Annotated in this window: 13 protein-coding genes; 9 read left to right on the plus strand and 4 right to left on the minus strand. The window is 67.2% G+C overall.

All coding sequences use genetic code 11. The annotated features are described in order from the left end of the window. The first annotated feature begins 20 nt into the window (after positions 1-20). Complete coding sequence (locus tag HV701_RS07650; RefSeq protein ID WP_175132476.1) at positions 21-860, plus strand: ZIP family metal transporter; 840 nt, start codon at positions 21-23, stop codon at positions 858-860. Between the two features lie 117 nt (positions 861-977). Beyond that, positions 978-1766 carry a dienelactone hydrolase family protein gene (locus tag HV701_RS07655; RefSeq protein ID WP_175132477.1) on the plus strand — a complete coding sequence of 263 codons (789 nt, stop codon included), beginning with the start codon at positions 978-980 and terminating at the stop codon, positions 1764-1766. 80 nt (positions 1767-1846) lie between these two features. On the opposite strand, the gene HV701_RS07660 is transcribed toward HV701_RS07655, so the two are convergent. Further along, on the minus strand, positions 1847-3508 hold the full coding sequence (locus tag HV701_RS07660) for a Na/Pi cotransporter family protein (RefSeq protein WP_175132478.1): 1662 nt from the start codon (positions 3506-3508) through the stop codon (positions 1847-1849). A 174-nt stretch (positions 3509-3682) separates the two neighbouring features. Between HV701_RS07660 and HV701_RS07665 the strand changes: the two genes are divergently transcribed. After that, positions 3683-5074: an L-serine ammonia-lyase gene (locus tag HV701_RS07665; protein ID WP_175132479.1), complete on the plus strand. Its 1392-nt coding sequence runs from the start codon at positions 3683-3685 to the stop codon at positions 5072-5074. A 70-nt stretch (positions 5075-5144) separates the two neighbouring features. Here the strand turns inward: HV701_RS07665 and htpX are convergent, their stop codons facing one another. Further along, positions 5145-6026, minus strand: coding sequence for a protease HtpX (gene htpX / locus HV701_RS07670; protein WP_175132480.1), 882 nt, complete (start codon positions 6024-6026; stop codon positions 5145-5147). A 154-nt stretch (positions 6027-6180) separates the two neighbouring features. Between htpX and HV701_RS07675 the strand changes: the two genes are divergently transcribed. Both HV701_RS07675 and HV701_RS07680 read left to right on the plus strand, forming a co-directional pair. Beyond that, on the plus strand, positions 6181-7035 hold the full coding sequence (locus tag HV701_RS07675; RefSeq protein WP_175132481.1) for a DMT family transporter: 855 nt from the start codon (positions 6181-6183) through the stop codon (positions 7033-7035). A gap of 36 nt (positions 7036-7071) precedes the next feature. Next, complete coding sequence (locus tag HV701_RS07680) at positions 7072-7923, plus strand: sulfurtransferase (protein WP_175132482.1); 852 nt, start codon at positions 7072-7074, stop codon at positions 7921-7923. 72 nt (positions 7924-7995) lie between these two features. Here the strand turns inward: HV701_RS07680 and HV701_RS07685 are convergent, their stop codons facing one another. Beyond that, the gene (locus HV701_RS07685) at positions 7996-8565 is read right to left on the minus strand and encodes a phosphonate degradation HD-domain oxygenase (protein WP_175132483.1); all 570 of its coding nucleotides are present in this window, start codon (positions 8563-8565) and stop codon (positions 7996-7998) included. Positions 8566-8616: 51 nt separating this feature from the next. Further along, complete coding sequence (locus HV701_RS07690; protein WP_175132484.1) at positions 8617-9480, minus strand: LysR family transcriptional regulator; 864 nt, start codon at positions 9478-9480, stop codon at positions 8617-8619. A gap of 148 nt (positions 9481-9628) precedes the next feature. Here HV701_RS07690 and HV701_RS07695 point away from each other — a divergent pair, with 148 nt between their 5' ends. The 4 genes from HV701_RS07695 to HV701_RS07710 all read left to right on the plus strand — a co-directional run bounded on the left by HV701_RS07695 (position 9629) and on the right by HV701_RS07710 (position 14513). Continuing rightward, a complete protein-coding gene (locus HV701_RS07695; protein WP_236754933.1) occupies positions 9629-10759 on the plus strand; it encodes a putative 2-aminoethylphosphonate ABC transporter ATP-binding protein in 1131 nt (376 codons plus the stop codon). A gap of 28 nt (positions 10760-10787) precedes the next feature. Beyond that, a complete protein-coding gene (locus HV701_RS07700) occupies positions 10788-12530 on the plus strand; it encodes a putative 2-aminoethylphosphonate ABC transporter permease subunit (protein ID WP_420809599.1) in 1743 nt (580 codons plus the stop codon). A gap of 26 nt (positions 12531-12556) precedes the next feature. Then, positions 12557-13378, plus strand: coding sequence for a phosphonoacetaldehyde hydrolase (gene phnX / locus HV701_RS07705; RefSeq protein ID WP_175132486.1), 822 nt, complete (start codon positions 12557-12559; stop codon positions 13376-13378). A 112-nt stretch (positions 13379-13490) separates the two neighbouring features. After that, the gene (locus HV701_RS07710; RefSeq protein ID WP_175132487.1) at positions 13491-14513 is read left to right on the plus strand and encodes a putative 2-aminoethylphosphonate ABC transporter substrate-binding protein; all 1023 of its coding nucleotides are present in this window, start codon (positions 13491-13493) and stop codon (positions 14511-14513) included. Positions 14514-14564: the final 51 nt, after the last annotated feature.

The raw sequence follows: 14564 nt of genomic DNA on the forward strand, positions 1-14564 counted from the left end.
CCAAGAATACGTCCCCCAAAATGTTGCTGCTCTGGGTCCTGCTCGCCACTGTTACCGGCGGTCTTATCGCCGTGCTTGTCGCCAGCTGGCTGGCTTACAAGGTGTTCGCCCATTACCTGCACCATATGGTCAGCCTGTCGGTGGGGGTGCTGCTGTCCGTGGCGCTGCTGCATCTGCTGCCGGAAGCGTTCGAGAGCGGTGTGGCCGACGCCCATGTGCTGTTCGGGCTGATGCTGGCGTCGCTGATCGGTTTTTTCGTGCTCGAGAAGATCGCCTTGCTGCGTCACAGCCATCACCATGAGGGCGACGGGCACCACCATCATCATGGCCACGACCGTCACGAGGCGGGGCGTGGGGGCGTGCTGATCCTGGTTGGCAGTTCGCTGCACAATCTGTGCGATGGCGTGCTGGTGGCGGCGGCCTTCCTGACCGATCCGTTGCTTGGGGTGTTGACGGCGGCGTCGATCATCGTGCACGAGGTGCCGCACAAGCTCGGTGATTTCGTGGTGTTGCTCAATGCCGGTCTGGCGCGGCGCCGCGCGTTCGCCCTGATCCTGTTCACCAGCTTGTGTTCAGCCGTGGGCGGCATAATAGGGTACTTCGTGCTGCAGCAGGCCCAGGACTGGGTGCCGTACGTATTGGTGGTTGCCGCCAGCAGCTTCCTCTACATCTCGGTGGCCGACCTGATGCCGCAGATGCACGAGCGGGTATCCCTGGCCGACGCGGTGCCGCAATTGCTGCTGGTGGGCGTGGGCGTCGTGCTGATCTACAGCGTGACGACCCTGATGCACCACGGGCATGAGCACGAGGCGGGCGCCGGCCACGGCGCGGTGCGTGCGGAGCACACGCATACGCATTGAATCGCGGCGTGCGCGATACCCGGCTTTGCTTTCGAATCTGGCCGGTAGTGTCGCGGGCGCCCTGATGGCGAGCCGCGGGGTATCGGTTCCGCGTTGATCCCTACACAGGAGTTCGCCATGAGTTTTTCCGCCGCCGCCGGCAATGTCGCCCCCACCGTGATCCACACGGATACCCAGGGGCTGGTCCATGGGGATTTCCAGCTGCCCGTGGCCGATGGCGCCATCGGCGCCTATTACGCCGCCCCGCAAGGCAAGCGCGATCTGCCGGTGGTGCTGGTGATCCAGGAAATCTTCGGCGTGCACGAGCACATCAAGGATCTCTGCCGCCGGATCGCCAAGGCGGGTTACCTGGCGGTGGCCGCGGATCTGTACGAGCGCCAGGGCGATGCCTCGACCTATACCGACATTCCCAAGCTGATCGCGGAGATCGTGAGCAAGGTGCCCGACGAGCAGGTGTTCGCCGACCTCGACGCCAGCGTGGCCTGGGCCGCGCAGCATGGCGGCGATCCCAAGCGGGTGGCGGTGACGGGGTTCTGCTGGGGCGGGCGCCTGACGTGGATGTACGCGGCGCACAATCCCGACGTGAAGGTGGGCGTGGCCTGGTACGGCAAGCTGAGCACCGGGCATGGGCCGCTGATCAAGCGCTATGCGTTCGATGTGGTGAACGACCTGCATGCGCCGGTGCTGGGGTTGTACGGGGCCAAGGATGCCAGCATCCCGGTGTCGGATATCGAGATCATGAAGACCAAGCTGGCGGCGGGCAATGAGAATGCCCGGCGTTCGGCGTTCGTGGTGTATCCGCAGGCGGATCATGCCTTCCTGGCGGATTACCGGATGAGTTATCAGGCGGAGGCGGCCAAGGATGGTTGGGGGCGGATGCTTGAGTGGTTCAAGCGGTATCTTTGAAAGGCTCGCCGCCCGGCCGCCCGGAGGCGGGCCCGCCCCCTCGGAGGGGCTGCAAGCGCGAAGCGCGCAGCGCAGGGGGGCTAATTTCCCGCTTCGCGCAGGCGGCTGGGCAGGAGTTCGCCGTGGCGGGCCAGCAGGGGGTAGGCGGCAGCGCCAACCAGGTGGGAATTGATGCCCTTCATGTCGCGCAGGATGTCGAGGTAGAGGGCGCCGACTTCGGCGGCGTCGACCTGGCCAGCCTTGATCTTCTGCAGATGGGTGTCGGCGGCCTGGGCTTCGATGGTGCGAAAGCGCGATTTTTCGCCAGCCAGGGCGCGGGCCTGGCGCAGGTCGTCGTTGACGAACAGGGCGGCGGCCTGGCGCTGGTTGGAGATCAGTTCACCCAGGGTGTCGTCGAGACTGGCGCGCTGTTCAGGCGAGAAGACCCAGCCTTGCTTGCGCAGCTTGGCGATGTGGCTGAGCAGGCCGTGGTGGGCGATGTCGCCGGCATGGCCGATGTTGCTGATGAAGGCGAGGATGTCATCCATGCGTTGCAGGTCGTCGCGCGTCATGTTTTCCTGGTCCAGGGTGGCCAGGTAGGTGGTGATGGCGTTTTCGAGCTTGTCGAGGGCGGCGTCGAGCTGGCGCGCCTGCACCATGCGATGGCGGTTGTCGCGCTTGAAGCCGGCGCGAGCGTACAGCAGCAGGGTCTGCAGCATGTCGGCCATGCGCAGCGCTTCGCGGGCGGCGTTGCCGAGCGCGACGGCGGGCACGTCGTGGGCCCATTCGTCCAGGTACTGCGGTCGCGCCGGGTCATTGGGATCGGCGCGCTTGGGCAGCCAGCGGGTGAGCAGGGCGGCGTAGGGGGACAGCAGCGGCAGGAACACCAGGGCGATGACGGCATTGAACAGGGTGTGGAAGTTGGCGACGGCGCGGGCCGGGTCGCTGGACATGTCGCTCATCAGCGGTTGCAGCCAGGGCAGCAGCATCAGGCCGGCCAGCACGCCGAGAATGCGGGTCAGCAGATTGCCCAGCGGCAGGCGGCGGGCGGCGGGGTCGTCACCGGTGACCCCTTCGATCATGGGATTGATGGCGGTGCCGAGGTTGGCGCCCAGCACCAGCGCGAAGGCGACGTGCGGCGCCACCATGTGATGGCTGGCCAGTGACATGACCAGCACCACCACGGCGACGCTGGAATGGGCCGCCCAGGTGAAGGCGGCCGACAGCAGCACGGCGGCCACCGGCTGGGTGGCCAGCGCGTCCAGGACCATGCCCAGCATCGGCGCGGCCTGGAAGGGTTCGAACAGTTCCACCAATTGATGCAGCGACAGCAATAGCAGGCCCAGGCCGATGAAGACCCGGCCCAGGTCGCGGGTGCGGCCCGGTGGGTAGCGGCGGAACATCCAGACCCCGGCCAGGATCAGGATCGGCGCCAGCGAAGTCAGGTCGAACGACAGCAACTGCACGATCAGCGTGGTGCCGACGTTGGCGCCCAGCATGGCGGCCAGGGCCGGCATCAGGCCGACTACGCCGCCGGCGGCGAAGCCGGTGATCATCAGGCCGGTGGCGGTACTGCTTTGCAACGCGGCGGTGATGCCCAGGCCCGCGGCGAAGGCTCGCAGGCGGGTCCCGAGGGCCCGGCCCAGGGCGGCGCCGAGGGCGGCGCCAAAGGCGCGCTGCACGCCTGTTTGCACCATGTGCACGCCCCAGAGCAGCAGGGCGACATAGCCGGCGAAGTCGAGCAGGGTGATGAGTCCGGACATCCTTGGGTCGTTCCGTTCTTTTTATGACAAGAAATAATTCTGTAATGATCGCATGCCGGGACGGGCGGGGAAACCCGTATCCCGAATACAGCATACGCCCCGCAAGGCAAGATGCGCAGTCTCGGACCTTCCGCGTATCATTGCCGGATATTTCTTGGATGCAGGGGAGTGCCGGTGGCCGTTTCCGTTTTCGATCTATTCAAAATAGGCATAGGTCCGTCGAGTTCCCACACTGTCGGCCCCATGCGGGCCGCATTGCTGTTTGTCCAGGGCCTGGAGCGCGACGGCCTGTTGCCACGCGTGGCCAATGTGCGCGCCGAGCTGTACGGCTCGCTCGGCGCGACCGGCAAGGGCCACGGCACCGACAAGGGGGTGTTGCTGGGCCTGATGGGCGAGGCGCCGGACACGGTCGACCCGTCCGCCATCGCCGGCATGATTGCGTCGGTGCGGGCCAGCCGCCAGTTGCCGCTGCTGGGACGCCACGCGGTGCCGTTCGTGGAAAAGGAACACATGTTGTTCTACCGCCGTGAAGCCATGGCCGAGCATCCCAATGGCATGAAATTCCATGCCTTCGATGGCGAGGGTGTGGCTTTGCGCGAGGCGCGCTACCTGTCGGTGGGCGGCGGCTTCGTGGTGACGGCGGGGGCCTCCAACAGCCAGGTCATCGCGGCGCATGACCAACTGCCGTATCCCTTCCGCACTGGCCGCGAGCTGCTGGCGATGTGCCGCGACAGCGGCTTGAGCGTGGCGCAGCTGATGATGAAGAACGAGTTGACCTGGCGCGAGGCCGGCGATGTCGCGGCCAGACTGGATCAGATCTGGCAGGTGATGCAGGACTGCGTCTCGCGCGGCTGTGGCATCAACTATCCGGAGGCCGATGGCGAACTGCCTGGGCCGCTGCGGGTGCGCCGCCGCGCCCCCGAGCTGTACCGCAACCTGACGCAGCGTGCCGAGCGCACACTGTCCGACCCGCTGTCGGTGATGGACTGGGTCAACCTGTACGCCATGGCGGTCAATGAGGAAAACGCCGCCGGCGGGCGGGTGGTGACGGCGCCGACCAATGGCGCGGCCGGCATCATCCCGGCCGTGCTGCACTACTACGACCGTTTTGTCCCGGGTTCCAGCCGCGAAGGCGTGCGTGATTTCCTGCTGACCGCGGCGGCCGTCGGGCTGCTTTACAAGTACAACGCCTCGCTGTCGGGCGCCGAGGTCGGCTGCCAGGGCGAAGTCGGCGTGGCCTGTTCCATGGCGGCGGGCGGCCTGGCTGCGGCGCTGGGTGGCTCGATCGAGCAGGTGGAGAACGCCGCCGAGATCGGCATGGAGCACAATCTGGGCCTGACCTGCGACCCGGTTGGCGGCTTGGTGCAGATCCCCTGTATCGAGCGCAATGCCATGGCTTCAATCAAGGCCGTCAACGCCGCCCGCATGGCGCTGCGCGGCGACGGCCAGCATTATGTATCCCTGGATTCGGTGATCAAGACCATGCGCGAGACCGGCGCCGACATGAAGACCAAGTACAAGGAAACGGCGCGCGGTGGCCTGGCGGTGAACATCGTCGAGTGCTGAGGCCGCTGGCGGTCGCCAAGCGAAAAGCCCCTTGAGCGATCAAGGGGCTTGTTTTTTCACCTGGCCGGCGTCAGATCACGCGCGCCTGTTGCAGCGCGGCGATACGGGCCGGGATCGGCGGATGCGAGGCGAACATGGCCGCCAGGCCGCCCCTGCCGGTGATGCCCGAGGCTTCGAACGACCTGGGCAGCTCGCCCGGTTCCAGGCCGCCCAAGCGCGCCAGGGCGCGGATCATGGGTTCGCGGGCGCCCATCAGGTGGGCCGAGCCGGCGTCGGCGCGGTATTCGCGCTGGCGCGAGAACCAGGCCACGATGATCGAGGCCAGGATGCCGAAAATGATCTCACAGACGATCACGGTGACCATATAGCCGGGGCCGAGGCCACGCTCGTTCTTGAACACCACGCGGTCGATGAAGTAGCCCACCACGCGCGCCAGGAACACGACGAAGGTGTTGACCACGCCCTGGATCAGGGTCAGCGTGACCATGTCGCCGTTGGCGATGTGGGCCACTTCGTGGGCCAGCACCGCGGCCACTTCCTCTTCGCTCATGCTTTCGAGCAGGCCGGTCGACACCGCCACCAGCGAGTCGTTCTTGAAGGCGCCGGTGGCGAAGGCGTTGGGCGCGCCGTCGTAGATGGCGACTTCCGGACGGCCGATGCCGGCGCGGTCGGCCAACTGGTGGACCGTGTCCAGCAGCCAGGCTTCGCGCTGGCTGCGCGGCGCGTTGGGATCGATTACCTGCGCGCCGGTGCTCCATTTGGCCATGGGCTTGCTGATCAGCAGCGAGATGATGGCGCCGGTGAAGCCGACCACCACCGAGAAGATCAACAGGGCCTGCAGGTTCAGGCCGTTGGCGGTCAGGTAGCGGTCCACCCCCAGGATGCGCAGCGTGGCCGACAGCACCAGCATGACGGCCAGGTTGGTAATGACGAAAAGGATGATGCGTTTCATGCTTTTTTTGTTCCTCAGCGAGCGGGATTTGTGCGGAATTGGACTGTGCCGCGGCGCCGCAGTTCCCCAACTGCTGGGCCGCTCCCGGTGACGGAGAGTATAGTATCGCTTTCCCTTATTTCTTCCGTCACTTTTACCTGAGCGCAGCCCCCCGATGCAGGCACTTTGGATGTTGCTGGCGTCCGCCATGTTCGCCATCATGGGGTCGTTCGTGAAGCTCGGCACCGAGCATGGCGCTTCGCTGCCGCAGGTGGTGTTGTTTCGCGGCCTGCCGTCGGTGGTGCTGCTGCTGATCTGGGCCCGCGCCGGGCGCCAGTCGATCGTGCCCACCAGCTGGAAGCTGCACTTGTGGCGCAACCTGTCCGGCGTCACCTCGATGTGGCTCGGTTTCTTCGCCATTTCCCACTTGCCGCTGGCCACCGCCACCAGCCTGAACTACACGGCGCCGCTGTTCATCGCCTGCTGGATGCTGGGATGGGGCGGGGCCCAGCGCGATCCGGTGCGGATCGCCGCCGTGGCCCTGGGCTTCCTGGGCGTGATCGCGGTGCTGCGCCCCAGTATCAATGACGAACAATGGCTGGCCGCCCTGCTGGGCCTGGGGGCCGGCGCCATGTCGGCGATCGCCATGATGCAGATCCGCCAACTGGGCCGTATCGGTGAACCCGAATGGCGCACGGTGCTGTTTTTCTCCGTGGCGGTGTGTGCCTCCAGTTTGGCCGGCCTGGGCTTCGAAGGCTGGGGCCAGGCCGACTGGACCGGCTACAGTTCGCTGCTGGGCGTGGGCGTGACCGGCCTGTTCGGCCAACTGGCCATGACGCGGGCGTTCGGCCTGGGGTCGGCGCTGCTGACCGCGGCCCTGCAATACAGCACGATCATCTTCGCGGCCCTGCTCGGCATGGGCTTCTGGGGCGATACCCTGGATGGCCTGGCCTGGGCCGGCATGGGCCTGATCATCTTCGCGGGCCTGCTGTCGGTCTGGCGCACCATGCGCGATCCCAAGCCGGCCTGATCCCGCGATCCCGATTCCCTCCCAGGAGCCTCACCGATGACCATGACCCTGATTTCCGCCGCCGACCTGGCCACGCATCTGGGGGCGGCGGACGCGCGCGTGTTCGACGTACGCCACGACCTGATGAATCACGCCGCGGGCCGCGAGGCCTATGCCGCCGGCCACATTCCGGGCGCCCGTTACCTCGACCACGAGACGGAGCTGTCGGCCGCCCGCACAGGCGCCAACGGTCGCCATCCGCTGCCCGATCGTGGCCAGTTCGGCGCGCTGATGGCGGCGCACGGCGTCACGCCCGAGACCCTGGTGGTAGCCTACGACGCCAGCGGCGGCATGTATGCCGCGCACCTGTGGTGGATGCTGCGCTGGCTGGGCCACGAGCGTGTCGCGGTGCTCGATGGGGGCTGGCAGGCGTGGCAGGCGGCGGGCCTGCCGACCTCAGCCGAGGCGGCCGCGGCGGTGCAGGCGGGCGCGCCGGTAACGCCGGCCGCGCCGCTGGCCGGCAGCGTGGATGCGCAGGCGGTGCTGGACAATATCGCTCATCCCGCCTTTACGGTGATCGACGCGCGCGCGGCCAATCGCTATCGCGGCGAGGTCGAGCCAATGGATCCGGTGGCCGGTCACATACCGGGCGCGCTGAACCGTCCGAACGGCCAGAATCTGCAGGCCGATGGCCGCTTCAAGGACGCGGCGCTGCTGCGCGAGGAATTCACCGCCTTGCTGGATGGCCGCGACCCCGCGGCCATCGTGCACCAGTGCGGCTCGGGCATCACCGCCTGCCACAACCTGCTGTCGATGGAAATCGCCGGCCTGGCCGGCTCGCGCCTGTATCCGGGCTCGTGGAGCGAGTGGTGCAGCGATCCGTCCCGGCCGGTGGCCAAGGGCGATTGACCCCGCGTCCCGGGCTTGGCGGCGAGCCGGGCCGCAAGATCGGGCCGCGGCGTTCCCGCGTCGGCGGCAGCCTTACCAGACCGCCGCCAGCCTGACCCGGCCGGAGACGCTCTCGGCGATCTCCAGGAAATGGTCCAGCGGCGGGGTGGCCAGGCCTGGCACCTTGGCCATGTCATCCCAGCGCCTCAGGCGGATCGCATCCGGCGCGCCCGGCATACTGGCGAAATCCACCGCCTGGCCCGCATCGAAACTGCCCCCCTGGAGCGCCAGGCTGCGCTTGGAGTCCTCCGAAAGCGTCGCTTCATACTGCGGCTCCACGTAGCAGAGGTAGCGTTTGGCCTCCACGTGCAACCGGATCGGATCGAGCACGGCCGAGCTGAACAGTCCGCGCAGGAACGGCAGCACGAAATACTGGTGCTTATCGTCGAGGCCGCGCAGCGTGGGCGTGTCCGGATGGTCGGCGATCAGGTGGCCCAGGTCGTGCAGCAGGCAGGCGGTGATCAATTGGGCATTGGCGCCATGGCGCTCGGCCAGCGTGGCGGTCTGCAGCGCGTGCCGCAGATGGCTGACGGATTCTCCATGATAGGAACGGTGCCCGCGTTCCAGGAAAAGCTGTTCGATATCCTGCAAGGTCAAGGCCATGGTTGTCTCCTGAGTGGCCACAAGGGGAAGAGGCGGGCAGTGATCCGCGGATCAGCCGGCTGCCGGCGCCATCTCCAGAAAGCGCGCGATGAGTTGCACCGGTTGGCGCTCGCGCAGGCAGTACAGGTATTCATGCATCACGACCTCGGCGCCCTCGATGTCCAGGGCCGCCAGTTCGGGATGCGACGGGATTTCACGTGACGGGATCAGGCTGATCCCCAGCTCGCACAGGATGGCCTGGCGGATCGATTCGCGGCTGCCGATTTCCAGCGTGCGCTTGACCGTCACGCCGGCCGCCTGCAGCGCTTCTTCGGTCAGCTGGCGCGTCATCGAGCCGGGTTCGCGCAGCAGCAGCGCGTGCTCGGCCAGGTCCGCCAGCGCCACCTTGCCGCGCCGCGCCAGCGGGTGGCCGCGATGCGTCACCACGCGGATCGGGTCGGCCGCGATCATGCGGCGGTACAAATGCTTGTCATCCATCAGAAACGAGGATGTGGCAATCTCGATACGATAGTCATGCAGCGCCTGCAGCATGCTTTGCGAGTTGCCGATGGCGACCGTCAGGTCGATGCCCGGGTAGAGCTGGTTGTAGCGCCGCACGGTATCCATGATGTAGTACGGGCCGGTGGCGCCGATGCGCAGGTTGCCCTCGCGCAGATCGCTGGCGTCGCGCAGCCGGAAATCGATTTCGGTTTCCTGTTGCACCAGCTTTTCCACCATCGGCATCAGGCTGTGCCCGGCGTCCGACAGCCGCATGCCGCGGCCCTGGCGATGGAACAGCTCGACGCCGTAACGCGATTCCAACTGGCGCAATTGCCCCGTCACCGTGGGCTGGCTCACGCCCAATTGGGCGGCGGCCTTGGTGACGGTGCCGCAGCGAGCCACGGCATAGAAGGATTTGAGTTCGGCGACGAGCACGGTTCAATGGGCCTGTAAATGGACGCAATGCGCAAGATCGCCAGTACACCAAAATAATTTGATGTTTTTATTACTGCATTTGCGCGAAGTGTCATAAACACTCAATACGCGCCTTCCATACTGCCTTCGTTCCCAGACCGGAGGCCCCATGGCCCAACAGCTCCAACGCGATACCAACACTGTTCCGACCGGCGCCGTGCCGCCGCATGGAGCGCCGCGCGGGGGCTTTCTGTCGGTCAGCAATCTCGTCAAGCGCTTTGGCAGCCACACGGCGCTTTCGGATGTGTCACTGGATATCCGCGCCGGCGAGCTGGTGTGCCTGCTGGGTCCGTCGGGCTGCGGCAAGACCACGCTGCTGCGCGCCATTGCCGGCCTGGAGCGCCAGGACAGCGGCACCATCCTGCTGTCGGGCCGCGACATCTCGCATGCCGAGCCGCAGGCGCGCGACTACGGCATCCTGTTTCAATCCTATGCGCTGTTTCCCAACCTGACGGTGGCCCAGAACGTGGCCTATGGCCTGAGCGGCAAGCGCGCCCATCGCAAGCACGTCGCCGATCGGGTTGAGGAAATGCTGACGCTGGTGGGCCTGGCGGGCGCTTCCCATAAGTACCCGGGGCAGATTTCCGGCGGCCAGCAGCAGCGCGTGGCATTGGCCCGCGCCCTGGCGCCGTCGCCATCCCTGCTGCTGCTGGACGAGCCGATGTCGGCGCTCGACGCCCGCGTGCGCGAACACCTGCGCATCGAGCTGCGCGCGCTGCAGAGGCGCCTGTCGATCACCACGCTGATGGTGACGCATGACCAGGAGGAGGCCATGGTCATGGCCGACCGCATCGCCGTCATGAACGGCGGCGTCATCGAACAATTCGGCACCCCGCGCGAACTGTATCGGCAGCCCGGCTCGGCCTTCATCGCCGATTTCGTCGGCGAGGCCAACTGGCTGCCGTTCGAGCGTATCGACGCACACCATGCCCGCGTCGGCCGGCAGGAATTGACCGTGGACGAGGCGCTGGAGCGCAACGTTGGCAAGCTGTTCGTGCGGCCCGAGGCGGTGCGCGTGAGCGTGGCGCGTCCGGAGCAAGCCAACACCATGCTGGCCGACGTGCTCGATGGCGTGTTCCTGGGCCGTGGCTACCGCCTGGCGCTGCGCCTGGAAGGCGTGCCGGGCGCCACGGTGCATTCGATCGTGTCCCCTGAAACCGGAGATGCCCTGCTGGGTCCTCACGCTGCCAGCCGCTGCTGGGTGGAGCTGCCGCGCCATGCGATTCGCGCCTACGCTTGATCCGGCTTCGAGCCGCGTGCCCGCCGCCATGTCCGCGCCCGCCGATACGTCCGCAGCGCCCGGCGCCCCGTCGCTGGGCCGACAGCCGCTGCCGGCCTGGATCGGCGCCTGCGGGCTGGCCTTGGGGCAGGGGGCGCTGGCGCTCGGGTTGGCGCTGTTCCTGGCCCTGCCGCTGGTGGCCATCCTGGCCAAGTCGGTCACCGACGCCAATGGCGACTGGGCCGGCCTGTCGGTGGTGCTGGGCATCATCGGTGGCGACGGCTTCCTGGGCATGGTCGGGCGCAGCCTGACGGTGGGCGGGGTCACCATGATGCTGGTGGTGCCGTGCGCCTATGCCTTCGCCTATGCCCTGACGCGCAGCCGCATTCCCGGCAAGGGTCTGCTGCGCACTGTCGCGCTGTTGCCGCTGCTGGCGCCGTCGCTATTGCCGGGCATTGCGCTGGTCTACCTGCTGGGCAACCAGGGCCTGCTCAAAGGTCTGTCCGGCGGCGCCACCATCTACGGCTTCTGGGGCATCGTGGTGGGCGAGGCGTTCTACACCTTCCCGCATGCGTTGATGATCCTGCTGACTGGCCTGGCGCTGGCCGACGGACGCCTCTACGATGCGGCGCGCGCCATGGGCGCCGGCCCGCTGCGCACCTTCATGACGGTGACGCTGCCTGGCACGCGCTACGCCGTGTTCTCGGCCTGCTGTGTGGTGTTCACGCTGACCGTGACGGATTTCGGCGTGCCCAAGGTGGTGGGGGGCGACTACAACGTGCTGGCGATGGAAGCCTACAAGGCGGTGGTCGGCCAGCAGAATTTTCCCAAGGGCGCGGCCATCGGCATCCTGCTGTTGCTGCCGGCGCTGTTGACCTTCGTGCTGGACCGCCGCCTGCGGGCCCGCCAGGGCGCCCAATTGAGCGGCCGCGCCCAGCCCTACGCGGCCGCCGCCAACCGCCGCCGCGACACGGCCTTCCTGTTGCTGGCCGGCGCCATGGCCGGGTTCCTGTTGCTGATCATCGGCGTCGCGGTGTGGGCTTCGTTCGTGAAGATGTGGCCCTATAACCTGTCGCTGTCGCTGCGCTCGTATGACTTCGACAATATGGATGGCGGCGGCTGGCTGGCCTGGCGCAACAGCCTGCAGCTGGCCTTCTGCACCGCGCTGATCGGCACGGCGGTGGTGTTCCTGGGGGCCTGGATGATGGAAAAGGTGCCCACCCGCAGCGCCGCGGCGCGCGGGCTGCGCGGCGTGCTGGGCATGCTGGCGCTGATGCCGATGGCGGTGCCCGGCCTGGTGCTGGGCCTGGGCTACATCTTCTTCTTCAATGGCGCGGCCAATCCGCTCAACGTGCTGTACGGCACCATGCCGCTGCTGGTGCTGTGCACGGTGGTGCACTTCTACACCAGCGCGCATCTGACGGCTGCCACCGCGCTGAACGCGCTGGACCCCGAGTTCGAGGCCGCCTCGGCCTCGCTCAAGGTGCCGCGCCTGACCACGTTCCTGCGTGTGACGCTGCCGATGTGCCTGCCCGCCGCGCTGGACGTCGCCCGCTACCTGTTCGTGTCCGCCATGACCACCGTGTCGGCCGTGGTGTTCCTGTACAGCCCGTCCACGGTGCTGGCCGCGGTCGCGGTGCTGAACATGGATGACGCCGGCTTCATCGGCCCGGCCGCCGCCATGTGCACCGTGATCATGGCCAGCTCGGCGGTGGCGGCATTGCTGCTGCACCTGGCCAGTCGCGCCCTGGTGGCGCGCAGCCAGGCCTGGCGCCGGCCCGCCGCGTTTTGATTGAATATTCTGCAAGGAAGACCCTCATGACTGTTTCGCCTCTGCCCGTCCGCCTGGAAGCGGTGATTTTCGATTGGGCCGGCACGCTGGTCGATTTCGGCTCTTTCGCGCCGACCAAGGTGTTCGTCGACGCTTTCGCCGAGTTCGGCATGGAAGTCACGTTGGAGCAGGCCCGCGGCCCGATGGGCGTGGGCAAGTGGGACCACATCCGCGCGCTGTGCGACGAACCGCTCATCGCCAATCAATACCAGGCCCAATTTGGCCGCCTGCCGACCGATGACGACGTCACCGCCATTTACGAGCGTTTTCTGCCGATGCAGTTGGACAAAGTGGCGCAGTACTCGGCCGCCATTCCCGGCGCGGCCGAGCTGCTGCGCGCGTTGCGCCAGCGCGGCCTGAAGATCGGCTCGTGCTCGGGCTACCCCGGCAGCGTGATGCGGCGGGTGGTGGAACGCGCCGCCGGCGAAGGCCTGGCGCCCGACTGCATCGTCGCCAGTGACGACGTGCCGCGCGCGCGCCCGGCGCCGGCCATGGCGCTCAAGAACGTGGTGGAGCTGGGCCTGACCGACGTGGCCGGCTGCATCAAGGTCGACGACACCGCCCCCGGCATCGAGGAAGGCCGCCGCGCCGGCATGTGGAGCGTCGGCCTGCTGCTGTCGGGTAACGCCGCCGGCCTGACGCTGGACGAATACCTGAGCCTGGACGACGGCGGCCGCCTGGCGGCCCGCGAACGCGCCGGCCGCGAACTGTCGAGCGCCGCGCCGCACTACCTGATCGACACCGTGGCCGACCTGCCTGGCGTCATCGCCGATATCGAATCCCGCCTGGCGGCGGGACAGCGCCCCTGAGGTTGCGACCGCCGCCCCCGATCAACCCTTTTTTCGCCACGCACCGCGACGGGCCCGGGCCCACCGCGGCGACCCGACTCACCCTTTTTCCGCTCACCCACGGAGTACGTTCATGAAACGCTTCACGCTGCTTGCCCTGGCCGCCGCCTTCTCTGGTATCACCGGCGCCGCTTCCGCCGAAACCACGCTGACCGTCTACACGGCGCTGGAAGCCGACCAGATCAAGGCCTATCAGGCTGCCTTCGAGAAGGCCAATCCCGACATCAAGATCCAGTGGGTACGCGATTCCACCGGCATCATTACCGCCAAGCTGCTGGCGGAAAAGAGCAACCCCAAGGCCGACGTGATCTGGGGCCTGGCCGGCACCTCGCTGGGCCTGATGGACAAGGAAGGCATGCTGCAGCCCTACGCTCCCAAGGGCCTGGACCAGATCGCCGCCAACATGCGCGATGCCAAGGCCGAGCCCACCTGGGTCGGCATGGACGGATTTGCCGCCGCCATCTGCTTTAACACCGTCGAAGCCGAAAAGCAGAAACTGCCCAAGCCCGAATCGTGGCAGGACCTGACCAAGCCGGTCTACGCCGGCAAGATCGTCATGCCGAACCCGGCCTCGTCGGGCACCGGCTTCCTGGACGTCAGCGCCTGGCTGCAGATCTTCGGTGAAGAGAAGGGCTGGGCCTACATGGATGCCCTGCACAAGAACATCGGTTCGTACACGCACTCGGGTTCCAAGCCTTGCAATCTGGCCGCCGCCGGCGAATTCCCGATCGGCGTGTCGTTCGACTACCGCGCCGCCAAGCTCAAGGCCGATGGCGCGCCGGTCGAGGCCGTGTTCCCGTCGGAAGGCCTGGGCTGGGAAGTGGAAGCCACCGCCATCGTCAAGGGCACCAAGCACCTGGAAGCGGCGCGCAAGCTGGCCGACTTCTCGGCCAGCCGCGCGGCCAACGAACTGTACAAGGCCAACTTCGCAGTGCTGGCGATTCCCTCGATCGCCACGTCCAACCCCAATCTGCCGGCCGACCTGACCAAGCGCATGATCAAGAACGACTTCGTCTGGGCCGCCACCAACCGCGATCGCATCATTGCCGAGTGGACCCGCCGCTACGACGGCAAGTCCGAGCCCAAGAAGAAGTAATCGGGCCATCGCGGCGGCGATGCCGCCGCGGCAGGGGAGGCGCCCGGGCGG

Source organism: Achromobacter pulmonis (assembly GCF_902859765.1).
GTDB lineage: Bacteria > Pseudomonadota > Gammaproteobacteria > Burkholderiales > Burkholderiaceae_B > Achromobacter > Achromobacter pulmonis.

Bases quoted from the DNA above. Each gene is read 5' to 3' on its own strand.
- HV701_RS07660 (WP_175132478.1), bottom strand. From the start codon at position 3,508: ATGTCCGGACTCATCACCCTGCTCGACTTCGCCGGCTATGTCGCCCTG.
- HV701_RS07685 (WP_175132483.1), bottom strand. From the start codon at position 8,565: ATGGCCTTGACCTTGCAGGATATCGAACAGCTTTTCCTGGAACGCGGG.
- HV701_RS07695 (WP_236754933.1), top strand. From the start codon at position 9,629: ATGGCCCAACAGCTCCAACGCGATACCAACACTGTTCCGACCGGCGCC.
- HV701_RS07650 (WP_175132476.1), top strand. From the start codon at position 21: ATGTTGCTGCTCTGGGTCCTGCTCGCCACTGTTACCGGCGGTCTTATC.
- htpX (WP_175132480.1), bottom strand. From the start codon at position 6,026: ATGAAACGCATCATCCTTTTCGTCATTACCAACCTGGCCGTCATGCTG.
- HV701_RS07675 (WP_175132481.1), top strand. From the start codon at position 6,181: ATGCAGGCACTTTGGATGTTGCTGGCGTCCGCCATGTTCGCCATCATG.
- HV701_RS07700 (WP_420809599.1), top strand. From the start codon at position 10,788: ATGTCCGCGCCCGCCGATACGTCCGCAGCGCCCGGCGCCCCGTCGCTG.
- HV701_RS07655 (WP_175132477.1), top strand. From the start codon at position 978: ATGAGTTTTTCCGCCGCCGCCGGCAATGTCGCCCCCACCGTGATCCAC.
- phnX (WP_175132486.1), top strand. From the start codon at position 12,557: ATGACTGTTTCGCCTCTGCCCGTCCGCCTGGAAGCGGTGATTTTCGAT.
- HV701_RS07710 (WP_175132487.1), top strand. From the start codon at position 13,491: ATGAAACGCTTCACGCTGCTTGCCCTGGCCGCCGCCTTCTCTGGTATC.
- HV701_RS07680 (WP_175132482.1), top strand. From the start codon at position 7,072: ATGACCATGACCCTGATTTCCGCCGCCGACCTGGCCACGCATCTGGGG.